Annotated in this window: 21 protein-coding genes; 6 read left to right on the plus strand and 15 right to left on the minus strand. The window is 64.7% G+C overall.

Annotated features, from left to right (window positions below; translation table 11 throughout):
* Position 1: 1 nt before the first annotated feature.
* A complete protein-coding gene (locus ACZK13_RS02505; protein ID WP_253143402.1) occupies positions 2-937 on the plus strand; it encodes a methyltransferase domain-containing protein in 936 nt (311 codons plus the stop codon).
* Positions 938-949: 12 nt separating this feature from the next.
* Here the strand turns inward: ACZK13_RS02505 and ACZK13_RS02510 are convergent, their stop codons facing one another.
* The 12 genes from ACZK13_RS02510 to ACZK13_RS02565 form a co-directional block, all read right to left on the minus strand.
* Positions 950-2,332: a hypothetical protein gene (locus ACZK13_RS02510; RefSeq protein WP_253143403.1), complete on the minus strand. Its 1,383-nt coding sequence runs from the start codon at positions 2,330-2,332 to the stop codon at positions 950-952.
* Positions 2,329-2,730: a GtrA family protein gene (locus ACZK13_RS02515; protein WP_253143404.1), complete on the minus strand. Its 402-nt coding sequence runs from the start codon at positions 2,728-2,730 to the stop codon at positions 2,329-2,331. Before ACZK13_RS02515 ends, ACZK13_RS02510 begins: the two co-directional genes overlap by 4 nt.
* Positions 2,727-4,028 (minus strand): NAD(P)/FAD-dependent oxidoreductase, encoded by a 1,302-nt coding sequence (locus ACZK13_RS02520; protein WP_253143405.1) that lies wholly within the window; start codon positions 4,026-4,028, stop codon positions 2,727-2,729. Before ACZK13_RS02520 ends, ACZK13_RS02515 begins: the two co-directional genes overlap by 4 nt.
* Before the next feature lie 72 nt (positions 4,029-4,100).
* Complete coding sequence (locus ACZK13_RS02525) at positions 4,101-4,631, minus strand: GtrA family protein (protein WP_197611115.1); 531 nt, start codon at positions 4,629-4,631, stop codon at positions 4,101-4,103.
* Positions 4,628-6,751 (minus strand): hypothetical protein, encoded by a 2,124-nt coding sequence (locus ACZK13_RS02530; protein WP_253143406.1) that lies wholly within the window; start codon positions 6,749-6,751, stop codon positions 4,628-4,630. Before ACZK13_RS02530 ends, ACZK13_RS02525 begins: the two co-directional genes overlap by 4 nt.
* Positions 6,752-6,764: 13 nt before the next feature.
* The gene (locus tag ACZK13_RS02535) at positions 6,765-7,709 is read right to left on the minus strand and encodes an NAD-dependent epimerase/dehydratase family protein (RefSeq protein WP_253143407.1); all 945 of its coding nucleotides are present in this window, start codon (positions 7,707-7,709) and stop codon (positions 6,765-6,767) included.
* Between the two features lies 1 nt (position 7,710).
* Positions 7,711-8,442: an SDR family oxidoreductase gene (locus tag ACZK13_RS02540; RefSeq protein WP_197611118.1), complete on the minus strand. Its 732-nt coding sequence runs from the start codon at positions 8,440-8,442 to the stop codon at positions 7,711-7,713.
* 2 nt (positions 8,443-8,444) lie between these two features.
* A complete protein-coding gene (locus tag ACZK13_RS02545; RefSeq protein WP_134950841.1) occupies positions 8,445-9,758 on the minus strand; it encodes an FAD-binding oxidoreductase in 1,314 nt (437 codons plus the stop codon).
* Entirely contained in the window at positions 9,755-11,173 is a 1,419-nt protein-coding gene (locus ACZK13_RS02550; RefSeq protein ID WP_253143408.1) for a UbiA family prenyltransferase, read from the minus strand. The genes ACZK13_RS02545 and ACZK13_RS02550 overlap by 4 nt, the downstream gene beginning before the upstream one ends.
* 112 nt (positions 11,174-11,285) lie before the next feature.
* A complete protein-coding gene (locus ACZK13_RS02555; RefSeq protein ID WP_134950839.1) occupies positions 11,286-12,269 on the minus strand; it encodes a lysylphosphatidylglycerol synthase transmembrane domain-containing protein in 984 nt (327 codons plus the stop codon).
* On the minus strand, positions 12,269-13,207 hold the full coding sequence (locus ACZK13_RS02560) for an electron transfer flavoprotein subunit alpha/FixB family protein (protein ID WP_253143409.1): 939 nt from the start codon (positions 13,205-13,207) through the stop codon (positions 12,269-12,271). The genes ACZK13_RS02555 and ACZK13_RS02560 overlap by 1 nt, the downstream gene beginning before the upstream one ends.
* Positions 13,207-13,953, minus strand: coding sequence for an electron transfer flavoprotein subunit beta/FixA family protein (locus ACZK13_RS02565; RefSeq protein WP_005415186.1), 747 nt, complete (start codon positions 13,951-13,953; stop codon positions 13,207-13,209). The genes ACZK13_RS02560 and ACZK13_RS02565 overlap by 1 nt, the downstream gene beginning before the upstream one ends.
* 265 nt (positions 13,954-14,218) lie before the next feature.
* On the opposite strand from ACZK13_RS02565, the gene rfbB reads away from it, so the two are divergent.
* Genes rfbB through rfbD form a run of 4 tightly spaced genes read left to right on the plus strand, consistent with a single transcriptional unit; the run spans position 14,219 to position 17,620 of the window.
* Positions 14,219-15,274, plus strand: coding sequence for a dTDP-glucose 4,6-dehydratase (gene rfbB / locus ACZK13_RS02570; protein WP_253143410.1), 1,056 nt, complete (start codon positions 14,219-14,221; stop codon positions 15,272-15,274).
* 14 nt (positions 15,275-15,288) lie between these two features.
* Positions 15,289-16,176 (plus strand): glucose-1-phosphate thymidylyltransferase RfbA, encoded by an 888-nt coding sequence (gene rfbA / locus ACZK13_RS02575; RefSeq protein WP_253143411.1) that lies wholly within the window; start codon positions 15,289-15,291, stop codon positions 16,174-16,176.
* Positions 16,173-16,730: a dTDP-4-dehydrorhamnose 3,5-epimerase gene (gene rfbC, locus ACZK13_RS02580; protein WP_197611124.1), complete on the plus strand. Its 558-nt coding sequence runs from the start codon at positions 16,173-16,175 to the stop codon at positions 16,728-16,730. Before rfbA ends, rfbC begins: the two co-directional genes overlap by 4 nt.
* On the plus strand, positions 16,727-17,620 hold the full coding sequence (rfbD, locus tag ACZK13_RS02585; RefSeq protein ID WP_253143412.1) for a dTDP-4-dehydrorhamnose reductase: 894 nt from the start codon (positions 16,727-16,729) through the stop codon (positions 17,618-17,620). The genes rfbC and rfbD overlap by 4 nt, the downstream gene beginning before the upstream one ends.
* Positions 17,621-17,695: 75 nt before the next feature.
* Here the strand turns inward: rfbD and ACZK13_RS02590 are convergent, their stop codons facing one another.
* The 3 genes from ACZK13_RS02590 to ACZK13_RS02600 all read right to left on the minus strand — a co-directional run bounded on the left by ACZK13_RS02590 (position 17,696) and on the right by ACZK13_RS02600 (position 23,872).
* Entirely contained in the window at positions 17,696-19,099 is a 1,404-nt protein-coding gene (locus tag ACZK13_RS02590; protein WP_253143413.1) for a mannose-1-phosphate guanylyltransferase/mannose-6-phosphate isomerase, read from the minus strand.
* A gap of 12 nt (positions 19,100-19,111) precedes the next feature.
* Positions 19,112-20,458 (minus strand): phosphohexomutase domain-containing protein, encoded by a 1,347-nt coding sequence (locus ACZK13_RS02595; protein ID WP_049398412.1) that lies wholly within the window; start codon positions 20,456-20,458, stop codon positions 19,112-19,114.
* A gap of 96 nt (positions 20,459-20,554) precedes the next feature.
* The gene (locus ACZK13_RS02600; RefSeq protein WP_253143414.1) at positions 20,555-23,872 is read right to left on the minus strand and encodes a DEAD/DEAH box helicase; all 3,318 of its coding nucleotides are present in this window, start codon (positions 23,870-23,872) and stop codon (positions 20,555-20,557) included.
* 160 nt (positions 23,873-24,032) lie between these two features.
* On the opposite strand from ACZK13_RS02600, the gene ACZK13_RS02605 reads away from it, so the two are divergent.
* Positions 24,033-24,764, plus strand: coding sequence for a CoA transferase subunit A (locus ACZK13_RS02605; protein WP_012509993.1), 732 nt, complete (start codon positions 24,033-24,035; stop codon positions 24,762-24,764).
* The last annotated feature ends 1 nt before the right edge of the window (position 24,765 follow it).

A 24,765-nucleotide genomic window follows, 5' to 3' on the forward strand; every position in this document is an offset into this window, starting at 1 on the left:
GATGGCAAGTCGTGGCGACTGGATGCAGGCGGGACTGGATGAGAACGGGCTGGCGCTGGAGATCGCGCCCCTGGACAAGCCGGTACTGACGCGGGCGAACTGGAACGTGCGTTACGCCGACCACCTGGATACGGCGGGCTTGATGCACAAGTACGCCAGCCATGAGACGGTGGACAAAGAGGCGATCCAGACCGTCAACTACGTCGTCGGCGCAGAGGGGCTTGCTGCCGCCGTGGGTGCCGACCGTTTCAGCGCGGTGATCTCTTCGCACGTGCTTGAGCACGTGCCCAACCCGATACGCTGGCTACTGGATATCCATGCCATCTGCACGGATGGCGGTGCCGCCGTGTTCGCGGTTCCCGATCGTCTGCGCTGTTTCGACAGCCTTCGCCGGCCGTCAGTTGTTGCCGATTGGCTGGGGGCCTATCTGGAAGATGCCTGGCGCCCTTCTCCACGTAATGTCATCGACGCGCTTCTGGGCGAATGCTCGTGGCAAGGGCAGCTCACCTGGGAAGGAGAACCTTCGTCCGAGGCGCTCCGCCACAACCGGCAACCGGCGCTCGCGCTCGAAATGGCCCGGCAGGCAGTGGCGTCAAGCGATTACTACGACGTGCACTGCTGGGTGTTCCAACCTGCTGAATTGTTCGACATCTTCCATTCGCTGGCGGTCCTGGATCTCTTCCCCTTCATCTTCGGCGGCTTCCGCGGTACCGAAGGCAACGAGTTCCTGTTCCGTCTGGTGCGCAACGACGCCAGCTCCTGGGAAGAGCGGCTGGGAAGCCTGCCGCTGTCCAGGGCCGGCCGCGCTGCCGCACTCCCGGGAGACTTCAGCGTGGCCGCCTATCTGGCAAACAACCCGGACCTGGTAACGGCCCGGGTCGATCCCATTACCCATTGGCTGGAGTATGGCCGCCACGAAGGGCGCCGCCACGCTTGACGCGACCGGTCCTCAGTGGACCGGCGCAGGTTGCTGGGCTTGGGCGGGCACCACCTCGACGAACAGCGCCCCACGCAACGCCGGGTCATCCAGCAGGGTCTTGAGCCGCTCCGCACTGGGATAGGGGATGTGCTGGTATTCCACCTGCAGGGCGGACGGGTCATTGCTGGTCAGGTAATGCAGGACATTGCGCTGCTGGATCTGCCCGAGCGCTGCGCGTTCCCTGACCGTGGCCATGTCTGCGGGCACGTGGCGCAACATGCCCCCGGTGAAGGTAATGGCGAACGCGGCAGCCACCAGCACCGCACCAGTACGCACCACCGACGGGCGAGCCGCTGTCCGCACCAACTGGATGGCAAACCAAGCGTTGCCGAACAGGCCGGGAATGAACAGTTCGGTATAGCGCGAGGTGGGCGTTTCCATGCCATGGCCACGACCATAGGCAATGGCCGCGCCCTGCAGCGCAGACCAGATGCACAGGCCGGCCATCACCAGTTCGCTATGGGTGGCCCGACGGCGCAGCAGCATGCGCGAGATCACCAGGACCGACGGCAGCCATAGCGCCACCACGGCCAGGTGGAACCGGGACACCGGCCACCCCAGCACGTGGCTGACAGCATCGATGAACTCCAGTGCGCCCTGCGCCTGCAGCGTGCGGTGCTCGGGAATGACCGGGATGGCCAGGTAGGCGGCTGCCGCGATGGCGGCGAGCACGATCACGGCGCTCAGCGCGGGCCAGCGGCGGCCGGGCAGGCAGATGCAGGCCAGCACGTAGGTGGCGCCGACGGCGACGGGGGTGAGCATGCCCGATGCCATCGTCAATGCGGCGAAGATGCTCAGGGTCACCGCGCCAGCGATTGCGATGATGTTCTCGTGCTGGCGGGCGGCCAGGCCCACTGCCAGCAGGCTGGCAAGGATCAGGAAATAGAACTGGCTCTGGAAACCGACGAGGATGTTCTCCCAGGCGAAAGGCAGCACGGCCGTTGCCAGTGCCATCACCACCAGGAGCCAGTTGAGGCGCGACCGCCGTTCATCGCGCAGCGCGTGCCAGACCAACAGGCCGGGAATGAAGCAGTACACCAGCGCGCTGACGCGTGCTTCGTACATGTTGTTCCACTGGCCGGTCACCAGATAGCTGCCCAACGTGACCAAGCGCGTCGGCAGGATGCGGTGCTCGTTATGGGTACGGATCAGGTCTGCCCATTGCAGGGTGCCGTCGATCCAGGGCTTGAGCAGGAAGGCTGCTTCGCCGTCCCACTGGTCCCAGTAGGGTACCGGTACGGCATAGAACTGGATGTACAGCAGCCTGGCCACCAGGGCCAGCAACGCCACGCCGACGGCGATGGTGACGGCCGAGGGGGCATTACGGCGTTCCACGTGCATGGAAGTGGTCATGGATGCTTCTCGCGGAAAGTGAGCGCTTTGTGACCCACATAACTGGTGAATACCGGCACGGCTACACCCACCGCATGTGCCAGGGTTTCCGGGTGGAAGGTCATGCCAACAGCGGGGAACAGCCAGCGCGCGAGCACGAGGCTGACCACCAGCGTCTGTACGACCGCCAGCAGGTTGATCGCAACGAACCATGCCGCCTGGTGGTGTAACGGGTTGCTGGATGCTTCGAACACGAAGCGGCGGTTCAACAGGAAAGCGGTCACCATGCCGATGCAGTACGCGACGATGATTGCGGCCGCATATGGCATGACCTGGCTCAGCAGGATGCGTGATCCGAAGTTCGCCGCGGCGGCGATACCGCCTGCGACGATAAACCGCAGGAACTGCGGACTGATCATGCCTTCAGCACTTCTTCGACGAGGCGATCGGCTGCCTGCAGGCTTTCCGAGATCGAGCGGTCCTCGGGGTAGTAATAGGCAGTATCGGCCATGAAGAAACCGCTCACCGGAGTGCGCATCGCCGGCAGCATGTCCTGGAAGCCGGGCGGGCAGATGGTCTGTGCGAACTCATAGCGGTGGCAGTGGGTGGCAAGGACCCAGTCGCGCTTGAACTGCGGATTCAGGCGCGGCAGGTAACCCAGCACTTCCTCGATCAGCTCGGCGTTGGATGCCTTCCACTTGGAGTGGGTCTTGGGCATGTAGAACGGTGCATACAGGATCTTCTGCCCCGGGTGCTCGCCGGGATTGAGGTTGCTGTACTCGATGACGCCGGGAATGGCGATGCCCGGATCACTGATGTTCATCCAGAAGTTCTCGCTGACCGCATGCTTGAGCTTGAGGATGACGCACGCCACGGGAATGTTCTCCACGGCGCGGATCTGCGCGCGGAAGTCTTCCGGCAGGCCGGGAACCATGGCGGGAACATACTGGATAGGGGCGGTGGACACCACGCCGTCGTAGGCGGTGAAGGTGTCACCGGTCCGGATGCCGGTCACGCGGCCGCCTTCACTGACCACTTCGTCGATTCCCTGCGACAGGAAGATGCGGCCACCGCGATCCCGGATGTCCTTCTCCATGCGGTCAAGCAGCGTCATCGAGCCACCTTCGAGGTAGCCCAGGCTTTCGTTCATCAGGTTGCGGCGCGACAGCGCGATGCGTTTGATGCGTGTACCGATCCAACTGGCGGACAGATTGTCCTTGTACTCGAAGAACTTCAGGCGGAAGGCGTCCTTCCACATCACGTTGTAGGCTTTATCGCCGATCCAGCGACGGATCCAGGTACCCGCCTCTTCCTTGTCCAGCGCCGTCCAGTCCTTGATGCCCTTGGTGTACATCACGTGCAGGGCGTAGCGGAACTTGCTGATCGGCCCCAGGTGCGGGAAACCGAGCAGCGCGAACGGCGTGCCCCACTTGAACAGGCGGCCGTTGTAGAAGTAGCCCATCCTGGTATCGGTCCACTTCAGCGTGTGGCCCAGGTCGTAGCGTTCCAACAGGGCGAACAACGGGTCGTCGGTCTTGCAGATGAAGTGGTAGTAGCGTTCGATGGAAAGGCCGTCGAAATCAAAGGCTGCCGACATGCCGCCGATGCGGTCGTCGCGCTCATAGATATCGACCTGGTGCCCCGCGTCGAGGAGGCGGACGGCGGCCATCAGGCCCATCGGGCCTGCGCCGACGATGGCATAGCGCTGCTTACTCATTGGTTTGACCTGAATGCTGGAGTCTGTAAGGGATGCTGACACGTGTCTGCCTTGTCTGATTGCGCGGCCGGGTCAATCCGGGCGGCTGGCCTTTCCGTCGAGCTTCGATTCGGAGAAGGTCCAGTACTTGTGGATGATGAAACTGGTCACCGCCAGGGTGGAGAGGGCGACAGCATGTCCCATCGTCTCGGCGACAGGAACGGGCAATCGCGTTGCCCACTCTATGAGCTTGAAAAACGCGTTGCTCAGCAGCGCAGTCTGCAGCAGGCCGATCACGTTCACGACAAAGAACTTGCCCAGCTCCGTGCTACGCGCCTGGCCCCGGAACACCAAGCGTTTGTTCAGTGCATAGGCCGCAAGCGTGCTGAAGAAGTACGACACAATGACTGAGGCGGTGTAGCCCATGAACTGTGCAAACAGAAGGCGCAAAGTAACGCCGAGAACCGCTGAGGAGCCGCCGGAGACGAGGAACAGCAGGTAGCGGCGACTGAAAAAGTCGCGCAGGAGACCGCCGCCCGGTGCTTCATTCGGCCTGTCAGTGGAGCATCCGTCTGCGGGCGGCGGCGAAGGTGAGCGATTCTTGTCAGGCGCAGAGGGGCTCACTGCAGTGCTCCTTCACGGGGGCAGTCGGCGGGGGAGTAATACAGCAGCATGGTCGGACTGTGATACACGTTGAGCGTGCTTACGGGAACCTCGTCGAAATCTGACGCCATGCGCGCGACCAAGCGGAAGCCTCGCTGTTCGAGTTGGTGATAGTAACTTTCGGACCAACCGTCGTTGTAGTGAATGCCTTGATAGAGCACGCACTCCCCAGCGGGCTGTGGGAAGGCAGATCCCATGATGTCAGGGAAGCCGATCTGTCTTACTCCAGTCGCGCCGAAATCACGCACATAGCCATCCAGCTTGCGGGCATGGTCACGGTCCATGGTCGACAGGCTCTCCGCAGAGAAGTGCGGAGCAAGACGGCTTGTCACCGACAGCGCGGTCCACCCGCAGAAGGCCAGAACTGCAGCCAGGAGCAGTCTCAGCGCTGCGGGTATCCAGTTGCGCTCGGGCAGGATACGCAGCATCCAGTGCTCGATGTTCGCCATGCCGGCTACTGAAATCAGGATGAAGCAGGGCAGGAACGGGCTGAAGTTGCGCTCGAAGAACACATCCTGGAAAAGGAAGGCCAGCAACGTGATGCCTGCGACCCCCCCGAGCGCGTACTTTGCTGGTGCAAGCAACCCACGTGCATAGCCTGCCAAGTGCAGTACGAGCAGAGGCAGCCCGATCGTTGCAGAGTAGTAGCCGGCAATCAGGCCGATCTGCTTTCCCACCGAAGGCGATGGGAAGCCGTGCGGGGGGTGGCCGCCGCCGTATTGGTTGTTCAATGCCTGGATGCCTGCGATGAACCCTCCGAGATCGACAACGATTGACGGTGATGCAATGCAGAATCCAGCGGTAAAACCGAGCGCCGACCACAGGCCATGTACCAACAGCGCCTTGATACGCATCGCAACGCCACCAGAGCGGGGAAGCATGGGGATGGCGGATGCGATGCAGAACAGCAGGAAGATCACATAGGTGAACTTGATCGTGGTCAGTACGCCAGCAAGTAGGCCGATGCCGGCCATGAGTAGATGGCGGTGTCGTTCCCGAACGGGTTTGAGTGTGGCCAGTGCGAAGACCAGCGTCGCCAGCAGCGTACTCAGTGATTCAAGGCGCGCGTAGTGGGCGTCCTGGTAGAGCTGGGGGACAATGGCGATCAACGCCGTACCAATGGCGGCGTACAGCGCATTGGTATGACGCAGGAGCAGCAGCAGGCACAAAGCCAGGGTTGCTGCCGCGCTCCAACGCGACAGGTCCAGCAGATGCTTCAGCAACGCAGGTTCACTGCTGAAGGACTCTGGCGAAAACACCTCGGCACTGGCGTAGGCGGCAAGGATGTATCCGGAGAAGTTGTAGCGGAAGTCGGCGAAGATGGGGAGATCAGCCTTGGCGAAATCCGTGTCAAGATCGCCGCGCTCGTGCATCCCTTCCATGACCTTTACTGGGATGGACTCGTCAGGATGGACCCAGATACCAGCGATGTCGCCCCGGTAAAGGTGTCCGCCGATCAGCACCGTCGCAAGCAGAGCTGTGGCTACGGAAACCCGGTTGATGGTGCTTGACGGGTTGGAAGCCGCGCCTGCATGGCGTGCCAGCAGAGCCAATGCAAGTGCAAGGCACAGCAGCGCTACCGCCACGCTGCGGTGTGCGTGTGCAGCCGGTCTTATCGGAACCAGCCCAACGCCCCCCCACTGTGCATGCTGATTGCCGCGGTCCTGGAGCGTAGCGGTCAAGTCAATGCTCTTCCATGGCTCGGGGATCTGCAGCGCTGCCGCAGTCCATTGCTCGGCTGGAGCCTGCTGCAGGTGGATGGCCGGGCTGCTGCCGTCGACCGGTTGCAGGGCAAGACTGACGTTTTTGCCGTCCACATAGCCGGCAACCACGAGGTCAAAGCTGTCCAGCGTGCCAGCGGGAATGCGCATGACAAGCGTGCCCGTGGCGGCGTCACCGATCTCGCAGTAGGTAATGGCTCCCTTCACGCTCGCGTTGGCCTGCAGGTACGGCGACGATGATGGCAGACACCCCCCGTCGAAAACCGCTGCGGATTCCGCTGCGCCCTGTGCCGGCAGCAATTTCCAACAGAGTGCCAACGCGATGCAGATGATCGCGGCCACGATGGTAATGATGCGCATCCGTCGCATTCCTTCAGCGTTGCAGAACAATGTGGCTGTAGCGCTTGTCCGTGTAGCTTTCGCGGATAGCATCCTCGAACGGCGTCTGTTTCACCCCGAACACGGCCAGGGTGTCGATGCCTTTGAAGTCATCTCCGGCGCTCAGCGCCTTGAGCTGATCCGCGGTAAAGGGCGGCTTGCTGCTGAATAGGCTGTAGACCTTCAGCAGGAAGGCGAAGAACCCGATCGGAATGTGCACGATCAACGTATGCAGCTTCTTCACCTGCTTGATCGTACGGATGATGTCCACGTAGTCCACGCGGGTATCGCCCACGATGTCGAAGACCTCGCCATCGGGTTCGGTCTCGATGCACTTGGCGATGCAGCGACAGAAGTCGCGTTCGTACAGCGGCTGACGCATGAACCTGCCGTCACCGGGAATCGGGAACACCGGCGTGCGTGCCATGAAGCGCGACAGCCACCCCAGGTGCTTGGGGTCGAACCAGCCGAACATCAGGGTGGGACGCAGCACGCAGTGGCGCTGGCCGCTGGCGACCACCATCTCCTCCTGCTCGCGCTTGGTGTTGGTGTAGTCATCCTTGGCCACCGAATTCACCACCGACGAACTGATATGCACCATGTAGGGCACGGCGGCGTCCTGGGTCGCCTTTAGTACGTGGCGGGTGGCAGTGATGTTGTTGCGCACGAAGAGATCGGTGGTCTTGCCGGTGATCTGTGCATGCAGCTGAACCACGCCGGCAGCACCCTTGAACTCATCGGCCCAGCCGCCAGGTTCGGCCAGGTCGGCCAGAACCACCCGCACATCCGGGTGCAGCTTATGCAGGATGTCCAGGTTGTGCTTGTGCTTGTCGATGGCCACCAGCTGGGTATACCCCTGCTGCTTGAGCTCAACGATCAGGTTCTGCCCGACCAGCCCGGCGGCACCGGTGATGACGATCTTGGCGTGCTTGTCGGTCATGTCAGAGCTTGATCCTGCGGAACACGAATTCCGGAATGTTCTTGATGATCATCATGATCGCCCACCAGAAACCGGGCAGGTAGGCGACGGCCTTGCGCTTGCTGATGGCCTTGAGGATGCCGGCGGCCACCTTGTCCGGCGTTGCCCACAGCGCGCCTTTCTTGAAGGCGGCCGTCATCGGCGTATCGACAAACCCGGGCTTGATGACCAGCACGTTGATGCCGGCCGGGCGCAGGCGCTGGCCCAGGCCGCTCAGGTAGGCGGTCACGGCGGCCTTGGCGCTGCCGTAGAGGTAGTTGCTGGCGCGACCACGATCACCGGCCACCGAGGAGATCACCGCCAGACTGGCGCCGGACTGCAGGCGCTGGGCCAGCGCGGCTGCCAAGGCAATCGTGGAGGTGCCATTGGTGGCAAACTCGCGTAGCGACAGCTCGACCGATGCATCACAGGCGGCCTGGTCAGGCAGGGTGCCGTGGGCGATGAGCACCGTGTCCACACCGCCCAGGGTTGACCAGGCGTCGTCCAGCAGCGCGCCATGCGCGGACAGGTCGTTCACATCCAGTACGCCGGTATGCACATGTGGGGCGCCGCGCACGCGCAGGTCGGCGGCGATGGTGTCCAACTTGCCGGCACTGCGGCCCACCAGGTAGAGCGCGGCGGCGCGTCCCGCGTAGAGGCGGGCGACGGATTCGGCGATGGCCGAGGTCGCGCCGATGATCAGGATCTTCTGCATGCTTACTCCATCACCCGGCGCCAGAAGCCGGATGAGAAACGGGGGTCGATGAAGCGGGAGAATGCTTCCCAGGCCGGGTAGGCCTGGCGGAACAGTGCGCCGGACATTCGCGCGTCCTTGGCCGGATAGACCGCACCACCGGCCTCGCTGACGATGCGGTCCAGGCGGTCGAGCATCTTCAGCAGATCCGGCCCATCGTTGGGGAAATCCAGGGCCAGGGTAGTACCCGCGCGTGGGAACGACAGCAGCCCCGGCGAAGGGCGGTCGCCGAACTCCTTCAGCACCGCCAGGAACGAGCCGCGTCCACTGCGCGCGATCTCCGCCAGTAGGGCGGCGGTGGCATCGCGGGCGACAGCGGGCGGGAGCACGCACTGGTGCTGCAGGAAGCCGCGTGGGCCATACACGCGGTTCCAGTGGTTGATGCCGTCCAGGGGGTAGAAATAGCTCTGGTAATGAGACAGATGACGGGCACGACGCGCGGGCTGGCGCCAGTAGTAAAGCGTGTTGAACGGGCGCAGGGTGAGCCGATTGACCAGCGATACCGGCGGCACGATGGGCATGCTGCGGCGGGGTGCCGAACTTGGCGTGGACGCCTGCGCATTGCCCGGTGCGTGGTCGCCACGCAGGAAGTGGCCGCGGCCGAGTTTCGGCCCGCTGGCCAGGCAGTCGATCCAGGCGACGGTATATTCGAAGTCGCTGGCTGATTCGCGCGAGAGCTCGAAGAAGGCGTCCAGGTTGTCGAAGCGGATCGATTCGGTTTCGATCCACGGCCCCGGCACGCGCCGCAGCTGCAGCTCGGTCCAGGTGATGAACCCGGTCAGGCCGAGACCGCCGATGGTGGCGGCGAACAGGCCGCTGTCATCGGCGGGGGTGAGCTGCTGGCGGGCGCCATCGCTGCGTAGCAGCTCCAAGCACCGCACGTGGTGGCCGAAGGTGCCGGCGCGATGGTGGTTCTTGCCGTGGACGTCGTTGCCGATGGCGCCGCCTACCGTGGCATATCGGGTACCTGGCGTGACCGGTAGGAACCAGCCGCTGGGCAGGGCGATCTCGAGGATCTCGGCCAGGGTGACGCCAGCCTCGCAACGGACGATGCCACTGGCCGGATCGAAGCTGATGAAGCGGTCCAAGGCGCGGCTGGTCAGCAGCGAAGCGTCCGGATTGAGACAGCTGTCGCCATAGCTGCGGCCATTGCCATGCGGAAGCACGGTGTCGCCTTCCGGCGGCAACGGTAGCGCCGACGCACGGTCGAGCACCGGAATGATGCGCTGCTCAACGCGCGGATAGCGTCCCCAGGACTGGCGGGGTGCTGAACTCATATCGCGATCAGCACGATCAACACGCACAGTCCGATGACGATCTGGCTACCGCGGTCCGTGGCAGCGAACACGATCGGATCGTCATGCATATTGCCTCGATGGGAGACGATCCACATGCGGCTGATCCAGTACAGCAGGATCGGGCAGAGCAGCCACAGCAACTTGGGATTGCCGTAGAGCTCCAGGCTTTCCGGGCTGTTGATGTACAGGGCGAACACCAGCACGCCGATGTAGCCGGCGGCTGCGCCCAGCGACTGCACCAGCGGCAGGTCCGCTACCGAGTAGCCACGGCCGATCGCCATTTCCTTGCCGCTGGCCAGGGCCGACGCCAGCTCGGTATAGCGCTTGAGCATGGCCAGGCTGAGGAACACGAACATCGAGAATGCCAGCAGCCAGAACGACAGCTCGGAATTGATCGCCACCGCACCACCGATGATGCGCACCGTGTACAGCGCAGCCAGCAGCACGACGTCGATCATCACGATGCGCTTGAGCTTGAGCGAATAGCTCAGCGTCATCACGTAGTAGCATAGCAGCACGCCGGCGAAGACCGGGCTGCAGGCCAGGGCCAGAGCGAAGCCGGCCAGAGTAATCAGCGGTGCGACCAGCAGACCATGCAGCAGCGGCAGCGTACCGGCCGCGAACGGACGTCTGCGCTTGCGCGGATGCATGCGGTCCGGGGTGAGGTCGAGCAGGTCGTTGAGCAGATAGACGCCCGACGCGCACAGACCGAAGGCGAGGAACGCCGTGCCCGCATCGATGATTGAGGCGATGTCGAAGAACCGATGCGCGGTCAGCAACGGCACCAGCACCAGCAGATTCTTCAGCCACTGGTAGATGCGCAGGGCCTTGATCCAGGTGATCAGGCCGCCGTTCTGCGAGGGCAGGTGGGCCAGCACCGTGGTCTGCTTCGCCGCCGCGCTGGCGAGCGCCGCACCGTTGTTGACCACGATCGCGCCACCGGCATGCGCCCACACCTTCAGATCGACCGTGCCGTTGCCCATGTAGTCGAAGCCGCGTTCGCCGAAGCGTGCGGCGAGCGCCTGGCCCTTGTTGCTGCCGGACAGGTTGGTCTGGCCATCGCTGGCCATCACCTCCTCGAACAGGCCGAGGTGGTCTGCGATGGGCTGTACCAACAACCGGTCCGAGGCCGTGCACAGCACGCGGGGGCGTTGCGTGGTGGTGCGCAAGATCTCCAGTACGCGCTCGTCGTACGGCAGGGTCTCGGCCGGCAACTTCACGCGCGAGGCCAGCTGGCGTTTCACGTAGGCCTTGCCCCGCAGAAGCCAGAAAGGCACCAGGAAAAGGTACAGCGGGTTGTTCGCCAGCAGCGCCAGCAGGGACTCGTAAAGGATGTCCGAGCGCAGCAGGGTGCCGTCAAGATCGACGCAGAGCGGGCGGTTGGAGATCGTCACAGCGTGTGTGCTCCGGGGGGTACTGCGTCGAAATGCTGCATTGCTGAGCCCTATGTATCGCTGTTGACCAAATGGATGATAAATGAAGGTGGTGACCGGGTCAGTACGCGCATCAGCGCCCGGTCGCAGCCGCCAAGGCGCGGGATTCCAGCGTGGCCATGGCCAGCATGCCCACCAGCACCGCCAGCCACAGACTGACCAGTCGGATGCCGATGGCCATGGCTAGTGCCGCGTCCGGGCCGACGCCGCAGGCTACCAGCATCAGCACGATGGCCGCTTCGGTGGTTCCGACGCCACCGGGCACGAAGGACAGGGCACCGATCAGCATCGCCAACGGATAGATGCCCAGCAGCAGCGGAGCCGGCACGGTAATGCCCGAGCTGTGGCACAACCATGCGAACGCAACCGCTGTGAGCAACCACGCTACGCTGCCCCAGCCCAGGCTACCCAGCAGCAGACGGATCCGAAGCAGGGCGCCCAGCGCGGTCCCACCGTCGATCAGGAAGCCTGCCGCCCTCCGTATCGGCGCGCCGGGCAGCCGCGTGGCCAGTCCGCGCGCGAACCGCGCCAAGGGCGGCCAGCAGCCAAGGGCAAGTAGCGCCAGCAAGAGCACAAGAATGATCAGCGCCAGCAGGCCGAACGCCGGAACCAGAGTGGCCGCTCCGATCGACAGCAGGGTGATCACCAGCAGGTCACAGGCTCGTTCGAAGATGAACGTCGTCAACGTGGCCCGGGGCGGAATGCCCTGCCAGTTGAAGTAGCGGATACGCAGCAGTTCACCGGCCTTGCCCGGTGATGCCGTGAACGCGAAGCCAGCTAGATAGGCGACTAGGCCCTGCCACCAGGCATGCACAGGATGGCCCTGTGCCGCGAGTACTCCGCGCCAGCGCTGGTACCGGCAGATATAACCAAGCAGGACGAGAACGGCGCAGGCCGACAGCGGAGCTGCCATTCGGGCCAATTGCGACAGGATGTTCCTGTCGCGATCGAGGTACCACAATGAGGCCAGATAGATCACTGCAATGGCGGCGACCCAGATGCCCGCACGCCCTCCGGGTGCCGGCTGAACCGACACTGGAGGGCGACGGTTGGCCATTACAGCGCCTTTTCCAGCTCCGGCAGGATCGCAAACAGATCCCCCACCAGGCCGATATCGGCAATCTCGAAGATCGGCGCGTCGCCGTCCTTGTTGATCGCGACGATCGTGCCGGCGTCCTTGATGCCGGTCAGGTGCTGGATCGCACCACTGATGCCAACGGCCACGTACAGTTCCGGCGCGATGATCTTGCCGGTCTGGCCGACCTGCAGGTCGCTGGGCACGTAGCCGGCATCGACGGCCGCACGCGAGGCACCGACGGCAGCACCGAGCTTGTCGGCCAGCTGGAAGATGACCTTGAAGTTCTCTTCCGAACCGACGCCACGGCCACCGGAGACCACGCGCTTGGCGCTCTGCAGGTCCGGACGGTCGCTGGCACCGGCGGCCAGGCCGACGAAGCGGGTATGGGTCGGCAGGGCAGCGTCGACGCTTGCTGCTTCAACGGCGGCATTGCCACCCTGGGCGGCTTCCGGCCACGAGGCGGCACGCACGGTGGCGACCACGATCTGGTCGGCCGGCGCTTCCACGGTGATGATCGCGTTGCCAGCGTAGATCGGGCGCTTGAAGGTGTGGCTGCCTTCAACGCTCATCAGGTCGGAGACCTGGTTGACGCCGAGCAGGGCGGCCACGCACGGCATCAGGTCCTTGCCGAAGGTGGTCGACGGGCCGAATACGTGGGTGTAGCCCTTGGCCAGCTGTGCGATCTGCGGCGCCAGCACCTGGGCGATGGCCTGCGCGTTGGCCGCGTTGGCGACGGTCAGGACCTTGGCGACCCCAGCGATCTTCGCGGCTTCAGCGGCGACAGCGGCCGGATCGGCGGCCAGCACCAGCACGTCGATGCTGGCACCGCTGATGGCGGCGGCGGCGCTGACGGTCTTGGCGGTGGCGGCATTGAGCTTGCGGTCGTGGTGCTCGGCGATGACGAGAATCCTGCTCATTACAGCAACCCCTTCTGCTTGAGTGCGGCAACCAGTTCGGCCGCGTCCTTGACCATCACACCCTTGCTGCGCTTGGACGGCGCGGCGTACTGGGTGGTCTTGAAGGTGTCGGCGGCTTCAACGCCGAGGTCGGCCAGCTGCAGGGTCTCCAGCGGCTTGGCCTTGGCCTTCATGATGTCCGGCAGCTTGATGAAGCGCGGCTCGTTCAGGCGCAGGTCGGTGGTGACCACGGCCGGCAGATCGACTTCCAGCGTTTCCAGGCCGGCGTCGACTTCACGGGTCACCGTGGCCTTGCCGTCGGCAATGTCCAGCTTGCTGGCGAAGGTCGCCTGCGGGCGGCCCCAGAGCGTGGCCAGCATCTGGCCGGTCTGGTTGGCGTCGTCGTCGATGGCCTGCTTGCCCAGGATCACCAGGTCCGGCTGTTCCTTCTCGATCAGCTTGAGCAGGGTGCGTGCGGCGGTCAGCGGCTGGATCGCCTGGTCGGTGACGACGTGGATGGCACGGTTGGCGCCCATGGCCAGGCCGTTGCGCAGGTGCGCCTGGGCATCGGCCGGGGCGATGGTGGCAACCACGACTTCGCTGGCGATGCCCTTGTCGCGCAGGCGCAGGGCTTCTTCCAGGGCGATTTCATCGAAGGGGTTGGGGGACAGCTTGACGCCGTCGGTGACCACGCCGGAACCGTCCGGCTTGACCTGAATGCGGACGTTGTAGTCCACCACGCGCTTGTACGCGACGAGGATTTTCATCTGGTACGGGGTCCTTCAATAACGGGGAGAACGTCCGGTCCTGGAGCAGCAACCGGTTCGGGGGTGGGACCCCGATTCTAGCTGGCTTGAGGTGACCATGCGAATGCGTATGGTGGCTGGCTTCGGCTGTTGCGATGCAGCAATGCAGTCGGCCTGAGTTCACTTGTGTGATCGCGTGTTACCGCAGGCCCGTTGTATCCTTCAACGTTGCATTGTCGTGGCCATGAAGGCCCCGTCTCACGAATCACGATCAGGAGAACAGGTAGTGCCCACATGGCTTGTCACCGGCGGCGCCGGATTCATTGGCGGTAACTTCGTTCTCGAGGCCGTCGCGCGCGGCGTCAAGGTCATCAACCTCGATGTGCTGACCTACGCGGGCAACCTGAAGACCCTGTCCAGCCTGGACGGCAATCCCAACCACCTGTTTGTGCAGGGCGACATCGGCGACCGTGATCTGGTCGCCCGCCTGCTGGCCGAACACCAGCCGGACGCGGTCGTGAACTTCGCCGCTGAAAGCCACGTTGACCGCTCCATCGATGGTCCCGGCGCCTTCATCCAGACCAATGTGGTGGGCACCCTGGGCCTGCTGGAAGCGGTCCGTGACTACTGGAAGGCGCTGCCGGCCGAACCGGGCGCGGTGTTCCGCTTCCTGCACGTGTCCACCGACGAGGTGTACGGCACTCTGGGCGAGACCGGCAAGTTCAGCGAAACCACCCCGTACGCCCCGAATTCACCGTATTCGGCGTCGAAGGCGGCTTCGGACCATCTGGTGCGTGCGTTCCACCACACCTACGGGTTGCCGGTGCTGACCACGAATTGCTCCAACAACTACGGCCCGTACCACTTCCCCGAGAAGCTGATCCCGCTGGTGATCGCCAAGGCGCTGGCCGGCGAGCCGCTGCCGGTGTACGGCGACGGCAAGCAGGTGCGTGACTGGCTGTTCGTGTCCGACCACTGCGAAGCGATCCGTACCGTGCTGGCCAAGGGCCAGGTCGGCGAGACCTATAACGTCGGCGGCAACTCGGAAAAGCAGAACATCGAAGTGGTGCAGGCCATCTGCGCGCTGCTCGATGCGCGCCGCCCACGTGCGGATGGCCAGCCGCGCAGCAGCCAGATCACCTACGTCACCGACCGCCCGGGCCATGACCGCCGTTACGCGATCGATGCATCGAAGCTGAAGAACGACCTGGGCTGGGAACCGGCCTACACCTTCGAGCAGGGCATCGCCTTCACCGTCGACTGGTACCTGGACAACCAGGACTGGGTCAACGGTGTGCTCGACGGCAGCTACCGTCTGCAGCGCATCGGCACCACGGCTTGAACCCAGGAGACACCATGACCCAGCGCAAGGGCATCATCCTCGCCGGTGGTTCCGGCACCCGCCTTTATCCGATCACCAAGGGCGTCAGCAAGCAGCTGCTGCCGGTGTACGACAAGCCGATGATCTACTACCCGCTCAGCGTGCTGATGCTGGCGGGCATCCGTGAAGTGCTGATCATCAACACCCCACACGAGCAGGCGTTGTTCCAGCAGTTGCTGGGCGATGGTTCGCAGTGGGGCATGGATATCCAGTACGCCGTGCAGCCGAGCCCGGATGGGCTGGCCCAGGCTTACCTGATCGGCCGCGACTTCGTCGCCGGCAAGCCGAGCTGCCTGGTGCTGGGCGACAACATCTTCCACGGCCACGGCCTGCGCGAAGTGCTCAAGCGCGCCGACGAGCGCGTGGATGGCTCGACCGTGTTCGGCTACTGGGTGAACGACCCGGAGCGCTACGGCGTGGCCGAATTCGACTCGAGCGGCAAGGTGATCGATCTTGTTGAAAAGCCGGAAAACCCTCGTTCCAACTACGCCGTGACCGGCCTGTACTTCTACGACGGCAACGCCAGTGCGCATGCTGCCGAACTGCAGCCATCGCCGCGTGGCGAGCTGGAGATCACCGATCTCAACAAGCGCTACCTGGCCGAGGGCAACCTGCACCTGGAAGCGCTCGGCCGTGGCTATGCCTGGCTGGATACCGGCACCCATCAGTCGCTGCTGGAGGCATCCAACTTCATCGAGACCATCCAGACCCGACAGGGCCTGCAGGTCTGCTGCCCGGAAGAAATCGCGTTCGGCCAAGGCTGGATCAACGCCGAGCAGTTGGAAGCTCTGGCTGCACCGCTGATCAAGAATGGCTACGGCCAGTACCTGCACAAGCTCGCCCTGCGTGGAGTCGTTCCGTGAAAGTGATTGAAACCAAGTTGCCCGGCTGCGTGGTGATCGAGCCGGCCGTGTTCGGCGATGCCCGCGGTTACTTCTTCGAAACCTGGAACGCCGAGCGCTTTGCTGCGCTGGGCCTGCCGGACCGTTTCGTGCAGAGCAACGTATCGACGTCCGCACAGGGCGTGCTGCGTGGCCTGCATTATCAGTGGCCGCGCCCGCAGGGCAAGCTGGTCAGCGTGCTGGAGGGCGAGGTCTATGACGTGGCCGTGGACATCCGTCGTGGCTCGCCGACCTTCGGCCAGTGGGAAGCGGTGGTGCTGAGTGCGGAAAACAAGAAGCAGTTCTGGATTCCAGAAGGCTTTGCGCACGGTTTCGCCGTATTGTCCGAGCGTGCGGTGTTCAGCTACCTGTGCACCGAGGTCTACCTCAAGGACTTCGACGCCGGCGTGCGCTGGAACGATGGCGATATCGCAGTGGATTGGCCGATCAGTGCGCCGACCCTGTCGGCCAAGGACGACACCGCGCCCTTCCTGAAGGACATTGCCGAAGACCGCCTGCCGGTCTACATCCCGTGACGGTGCTGGTGTTCGGCGGCAATGGCCAGGTCGGCCAGGAGCTGCTGCGCGCGCTGGCGCCGCTGGGCAAGGTGGTCGCAACTACCCGCAGCGGGCAACTGCCCGACGGAAGTGCCTGCGAAACCGCCGATTTCGGCCAGCCCGACAGCCTGCCGGCATTGCTGGATCGCCTGCAGCCATCGGTGGTGGTCAACGCGGCCGCCTACACGGCGGTCGATCGCGCCGAGCAGGATGCCGAGGCCGCCTTCGCCGCCAATGCGCAGGCGCCGGGCGTGATCGCGCGCTGGTGTGCGGCGCACGGCGTGCCGTTCGTGCATTACTCCACCGACTACGTGTTCGATGGCCAGGGCAGCGCGCCCTACCGCGAAGACGAGCCGACCGCGCCATTGGGTGTGTATGGCACCAGCAAGCGTGATGGCGAAGAGGCCGTGCGCGCTGCCGGCGGTCGTCATCTGATCTTCCGCACGGCGTGGGTATACGCCTCGCATGGCGCCAATTTCCTGCGCACGATGCTGCGGGTGGGCGCCGAGCGCGACCAGTTGCGTGTGGTAGCCGATCAGATCGGCACGCCGACACCGGCTGCGCTGATCGCTGATGTCAGTGCGCAGGCACTGCAGCATCCGGGGCAGCTGTCCGGCACCTGGCATCTGACGGCCAGTGGCCAGACCAGTTGGCATGGGTTCGCCGAGGCGATCTTCGCCGAAGCGCTGGCGACCGGCGTGTTGGCGAAGGTGCCGACCGTCGAGGCGATTCCCAGTTCCGAATACCCGACCCCGGCCAAGCGTCCGGCCTGGTCGGTGCTGGACAACCGCAAGCTGCAGCAGGATTTCGGCATCGTGCTGCCGACATGGCAGGACGGCCTGAAGCGGGTGATGGCGGAGATTGCCTGACCCGGTAGGCGACGTGCCGACCAACGGTCGGCACCCACCCCGACCAACGGTCGGCACCCGCCGCAGGGCGTCGGATCAACTGCGCCCGTACGTGTCCTCGAAACGCACGATGTCGTCTTCACCGAGGTAACTGCCGGACTGCACCTCGATCAGCTCCAGCGGCAGCTTGCCCGGGTTGCGCAGGCGATGGGTCACGCCCAGCGGGATGTACGTGCTCTGGTTCTCGCTGAGCAGGATCACCTCGTCGCCGCGGGTCACCTCGGCGGTGCCGCTGACCACGATCCAGTGCTCGGCGCGATGGTGATGCATCTGCAGGCTGAGCGTACCGCCGGGCTTGACGGTGATGCGCTTGACCTGGAAACGCTCGCCGTTGTCGATCGAATCGTAGGCGCCCCACGGGCGGTAGACCTTGCGATGCCAGGTGGCCTCGCTGCGACCGTCGGCCTTCAGCTGCGCCACCACGGTCTTGACCTCCTGCATGCGGTCGGCCTTGCCGACCAGCACCGCGTCGTCGGTCTCGACCACGATCACGTCATCCAGACCGACCAGTGCCACCAGGCGCTGTGCATAGGCATAGGTGTTGCGGCAGTCGATCGCGATCACGTCACCCTGGTGCGCATTGCCATCGCCATCCTGATGCGAGACATCGCGCAGTGCGGTCCACGAACCGACGTCGTTCCAGCCGGCGTCCAACGGAATCACCACGGCGTCTTCGGTTTTTTCCATCACGGCATAGTCGATGGAATCGGAGGGAACGGTGGCGAACGCCTCCTTGTCGAGGCGGGTGAAATCCGAATCGCGACGGGCCTGCTGCCAGGCCTGGCGGCTGCTGGCCAGCATGTCGAGCTGGAAGCGCTCCAGTTCCTGCAGGTAGCGCGAGGCCTTGAACAGGAACATGCCGCTGTTCCAGTAGTACTGGCCGCTGGCCACATAGCCGGTGGCGGTGTCCAGGTCGGGCTTTTCGACGAAACGCTCGACGGCACGCAGGCCCTGCCCATTGGCGGCCTTGATATAGCCGTAGCCGGTTTCCGGACCGGTCGGCACGATGCCGAAGGTCACCAGCTTGCCGGCCTCGGCAGCGCTGGCTGCAGCCTGCACGACTGCACGGAACGCAGCCTCATCGGTGATCACATGGTCCGAGGGCAGCACCAGCAGCAGCGCATCGGCGCCGTCGCGGGTGGCCTCCAATGCTGCGACCGCAATCGCCGGCGCCGTATTGCGGCCAACCGGTTCCAGGATGATGGCAGCCGGCTCGGCGCCGACCTGCTGCAGCTGCTCGGCAGCGACGAAGCGGTGCTCTTCGTTGGCGATCACCAACGGGCCGTGGGTGGCGATGGGCGCGACGCGCTGCCAGGTGGCCTGCAGCATCGTCTGTTCGCCTGCCAGCGGCAGGAACTGCTTCGGATACGCCTCGCGCGACAGTGGCCACAGGCGGGTGCCGGAACCACCGGACAGGATGACGGGCTGGATGTTGCTCATGATCTTCCTTGATTACTGCTGGATAAGGCGGGAGATTTCGTCGGTGCGCGCCTGCATCAGCGCTGCGTCGCCGCGGGCTTCAACGTTCAGGCGCAGCAGCGGCTCGGTGTTGGAACTGCGCAGGTTGAAGCGCCAGTCGCCGAAATCGGCGCTGATGCCATCGGTATGGTCCAGCGCGGGCGACCGCGCGGCGAAGTGCTCCATCACGCGGGCCACAGCGGCCTTGGCATCGGCCACCTTGAAGTTGATCTCGCCGCTACAGGGATAGGCCGCCATGCGGTCTTCGACCCAGTCGGCCAGCGAGCGGCCGCTCTCGGAAATCAGCTGCGCGATCAGCAGCCACGGGATCATGCCGGAGTCGGCATAGGCGAATTCGCGGAAGTAGTGGTGGGCGCTCATCTCGCCGCCGTACACCGCATCTTCGGCGCGCATCTTTTCCTTGATGAACGCGTGGCCGCTCTTGCACAGCACCGGCACGCCGCCTGCCTGTTCAACCATTTCCACGGTGTTCCAGACCAGCCGCGGGTCGTGCACGATCTTGCCACCGGGATTGCGTGCCAGGATGGCCTTGGCCAGCAGGCCGACCAGATAGTAGCCCTCGATGAAGCGGCCGGTATGGTCGAAGAAGAAGCAGCGGTCGAAGTCACCGTCCCAGGCAATGCCGAAGTCGGCGCCGTGTTCGCGCACCGCATTGGCGGTGGCGGCGCGGTTTTCCGGCAGCAGCGGGTTGGGAATGCCATTGGGGAAGCTGCCATCGGGTTCGTGGCAGATGCGGATGAACTCGAACGGCAGGTGCGGTGCCAGCAGGTCGACGATGGCGCCCGCACCACCGTTGCCGGCATTGACCACCAGCTTCAGCGGCTTGAGCTTGGCGGCGTCGACGTAGCTCAGCAGATGCTGGATATAGGCGCTCTTGTCATGCTGGGCGGTCTGCCCGGCGCGTGGCGGCTGGGCCTCGGACGTATCGACGGCGACCGCATCGGAGATCGCGAACAGGCCGGTATCGGAGCTGATCGGGCGGGCGTTCTCCTTGACCAGCTTCATCCCGTTGTAGTCCATCGGGTTGTGGCTGGCGGTCACCATCACACCGCCGGCTGCGCCGAGGTGATCGGTCTGGAAGTAGACCTCTTCGGTACCGCACAGACCGATGTCGATCACCTCACGACCGGTACCACGCAGGCCTGCGGCCAGTGCATCCTGCAGCGCCGGGCTGGTCAGGCGCACATCGTGGCCGAGGACCACCGGGCCGGGAGCGAGCTGCGCAGCCAGGGCGACGCCGATGCGGCGCGCCAGGTCTTCGTTCAGTTCTTCCGGCACGCGGCCGCGGATATCGTAGGCCTTGAAGGCGGGCAGGGGCATCGATCAGATCCTTTGTGAGCTCAGCCCTCAATTGTAGTCCCAGTCCCGTTTGGGAATCGTTTCCATCGGAGAACGCCACCTGACTGGCGCCACGGATCAGGCCTGCGGCGATCGTCGGCCTGGCCGGCGGGTGCGCTTGGCCGGCAGGCCCGGCAACGGCGCCAGCAGCGCCTGGACGTCTTCCTCACTGAAGCGTGGACCCGTGCTGCCGCCGCCTTCCAGAATCGATTCCGCCAGAAGGGCCTTGCGTTCCTGCAGCTCGGCAATCCGTTCTTCGATGCTGCCTGCGGCGATCAGCCGGTAGACGAACACCGGCTGCTGCTGGCCGATGCGATGGGCGCGGTCACTGGCCTGGTTTTCGGCCGCCGGGTTCCACCAGGGATCGAAGTGGATGACGGTGTCTGCAGCAGTCAGGTTCAACCCGACGCCACCGGCCTTCAGGCTGATCAGGAACACGGGTACCTCGCCCTGCATGAAACGCTGCACCGGCGTGGCCCGGTCCTGGGTGTCGCCGGTCAGCGTCACATAGGCCAGCCCGAGCTCCTCCAGCGCCTGCGCGATCAGCGCCAGCATGCCGGTGAACTGTGAGAACACCAGGATCCGCCGGCCTTCCTCGACCATCGACGGCAGCATGTCGCGCAGCAGCTCCAGCTTGGCCGAGCCGGCATTGCGTGCAGGGGCGTCGCCCGGCAGCAGGCGCGGATCGCAGCAGACCTGGCGCAGCTTCAGCAAGGCATCCAGCACCACGATATGGCTGCGCGCCAGCCCGCTGCCGCTGATGGCTTCGCGCACCTGCTTTTCCATCGCGGCACGCACGGTTTCATAGAGATCACGCTGGCCACCCTCCATCTCCACCGCGCGGGTAATGAGGGTCTTGGGCGGAAGCTCTGACGCGACCTGATCCTTGCGCCGGCGCAGGATGAAGGGGCGCAGACGCTGCGCCAGCAACGTGGCGCGACGGTGATCGCTGCCGCGTTCGATCGGATGGCGCCAATGCTGGTTGAACTGTTTCTCGCTGCCGAGCAGGCCGGGCAGCAGGAAATCGAACTGCGTCCACAGTTCGCCCAGATGGTTTTCCAGCGGCGTACCGGTCAGGCACAGGCGATGGCGGGCCTGCAGCGTGCGCAGGGTGACGGCCGCACGCGATTTCGGATTCTTCACCTGCTGGGCCTCGTCGAGGATCAGCAGATGGTAGGCATGTGCCTGCAGCGCCTGCTCGTCGCGCCAAAGCAGGGGATACGTGGTCAGTACAAGATCGTGCTCGGGGATCGCCTCGAACAGCACCTCACGTGCCGGTCCGTGCAGGGTCAGTACGCGCAGGCCCGGGGTGAAGCGTGCCGCTTCGCTCTGCCAGTTGTGCAGCAGCGAGGTCGGCACCACCAGCAGCGCCGGCCGGTCCAGGCGGCCACTTTCCTTCTCGACCAGCAGATGCGCCAGTGTCTGCAGGGTCTTGCCCAGCCCCATGTCATCGGCCAGCACCCCGCCCAGCCCCTGCTGGCGCAGGTACTGCAGCCACGACAGGCCCTCCAGCTGGTAGGGACGCAGCGTTGCCACCAGCCCCGCCGGTGGCGGCACTTCGCCCAGTGCGGGTGCCTGCATCAGCCGCTGCACCAGCGCCTGGGTATCCTTGCGGCCCCGGAACTGCAGGCGCGCCGTGTCCTGCAGTGCCTGCAGGCGGCCACGGTCAAGCGCTGACAAGCGCAGCGGCGCGCCACGCTGGGCGAACAGGTCCGCCAACAGGGCCATGATCGGCTTCAGTCGCGCGGCCCGCAGTGCCAGGCGGGTGTTGTTGCCTGCCATCAACAGGACGTTCTCGTCGTCGCCGATGGCGTCCAGCTGGCCACGCATCCAGCGGGGATCGGACTGCAGCACCTGCTGCAGCAGCGGAACCATAGACACGTTGCGGCCTTCCACCTGGATGTCCAGACCCAGGTTGAACCAGCCCGCATCCGTCGGGTCCGCCTGGATGTCCAGGTCGATCTCATCCACCCGGGTGATGCGATGGCGGAAGTCGTCGTCAGTCTCCACCTTCCAGCCCAAGGCTTCCAGGCGCGGCACGTCATCCAGCAGGAACCGTGTCCAGTCATGGGTGCGCAGCTGGAACTGCGGGCCAGCGCCGTCCAATGGCGCCCGCGGGTCCGTGTCGCGATTCAGTCCCACTGTGCGCAGCTCGGCCTCGCGCCGTGATTCCTCAGCCAGGTCACGGGGCAGCAGGGCGAGCTGGCCCTCCGGATCGAGTGCGAACAGGCTCGGATCATCCAGGAACCGCACGTGCTCGTCGTACTCGAAGGCCACGGTCGCGATATCGGCCCATTGCGACGGGTCGCGGCGGCCGAGCCATGCCGGCCGGAACTCAATCGTATGCAGGCGCAGCACGGGGATCATCGCGCTGATCTGCAGGGTGGGCAGTGTGTCGCTTGCACCGGGGCGCGGCAGGGCAGGGTCGATCTGTTGCAGCATCTGTGCGACCACCGCTTCTTCGTTGGGTAACAGATTGGGCAGGCTCAGGAACGCGTCGGCGTCCTCGGCCCTGACATCCAGCAGCAGCGGACCGACCTCGCCGGTGACCGGGTCCAGATAGCACGCACTCCGGCCCAGGACCACGCCTCTGGCGCCGCCTTCCACGCTCAACGTGGGTTCCAGCAGCGTCGCGCCCTGCGTCATGCCAACGGTCCAGCCCAGTTCGCCGCGGCGTGGAGCTCCTGACCGGGCCGGCACGTCGCCGTGCGTACCGCAGGAGACCCAGCCATGGCCGCTGGAGACGATCAACTGCAGGGTGGCCGCGAAGTCGATCCATTCGTCCTTCGTCGCGGGCTGCCGCTGGGTGCGTAGCTGGATCATCACCGCCAGATCAGTCGGCGTGAGATAGGCCGGAGGATCCAGCAGCAGGTCCGCGGTGATATCCATCCACTTGCCCGTGCTGATCGCACCATCGGTCCCGTACTTGACGCGCCGGACCAGCACGGCGGGGTGGTGGTTGTAGGTGGACAGTTCGAAGATGACACCGTTCCGGCGTGGCTGGGCCGGCCGGATCCGCGCGCTCTGCCAACGCGAAAGCTCTGCCAGCAGTTCAGGACGCGGCGGTTGCGCCAGGTCCTGTTCGGTCAGGGGACTCTCGTCGTCCATGGCAAGCGAATCCAGCATGTACGAGACCAGCACCGCCGCCACATGCTTGCAGGTGCGGCCGACGGGGCAGGAACAGGCACTCTGCAGGCGGCTGCGCGCGGTACGCGTACTGGCCGTCAGATCGATCTCCACGTAGTAGGGATGCCTGGCCGAACCCTGTACCTCGGCCGTCAGCAGGCCATCGCGAAGTTGCCGGTTGCGCACGCCACCCAGGCACTGCTCGCTTTTCTGCAGTGTCCATTCGTCGATCCAGCGGAACAGGTCTTCGTCTGTGAAGGTCGGCGTCATCGTAGATCGAGGGGCGTAGGCGCTGAAGCACCCTTCTGCGTGGAATCGCCCATTCTACCCAATGCCCGCCTGGTGCTCCGTCAATGCTGCGGCGCATCCAGGCCCTTCGCCGCCCTCCAGCTAGAATGCGGTCATCCTCAACGTGCAGGGTAGTACAGCAATGCAGCAATCGACTTCCACCGGCAAGCGCGGCAAGCGCTTCGCCAGTGCGGCGGAGGCCCTGCAAGGGGTGGTCGCCGATGGCCAGACGCTGGCCGTGGGCGGCTTCGGCCTGTGTGGCATTCCCGAGGCCCTGATCGCCGCGCTGCGCGACAGTGGTGCCAAGGGCCTGACCGTGATCTCCAACAATGCCGGCGTCGATGGTTTCGGCCTGGGCCAGCTGCTGGAAACCCGCCAGATCAAGAAGATGATCTCGTCCTACGTGGGCGAGAACAAGGAATTCGAGCGCCAGTTCCTGGCCGGCGAGCTGGAGCTGGAATTCAATCCGCAGGGCACCCTGGCCGAGCGCCTGCGTGCCGGTGGCGCGGGCATCCCGGCGTTCTTCACTGCCACTGGCTACGGCACGGTGGTGGCCGAGGGCAAGGAAACCCGCGAGTTCGACGGCAAGCACTACGTGATGGAGACCGCGCTGCGTGCTGATGTCGCGCTGGTCAAGGCGTGGAAGGCCGACGAAGCGGGCAACCTGGTGTTCCGCAAGACCGCGCGCAACTTCAACCCGGCCTGCGCGATGGCCGGCAAGGTCTGCATCGTGGAAGTGGAGGAGGTGGTGCCGGTCGGCGCCATCGATCCGGACCAGGTGCACCTGCCGGGTATCTACGTGCACCGCATCGTGCACAACCCGCATCCAGAAAAGCGTATCGAACAGCGCACCATCCGCGCAGAGGGCAACTGAC

Source organism: Stenotrophomonas sp. 99219_Sma, from assembly GCF_056480785.1.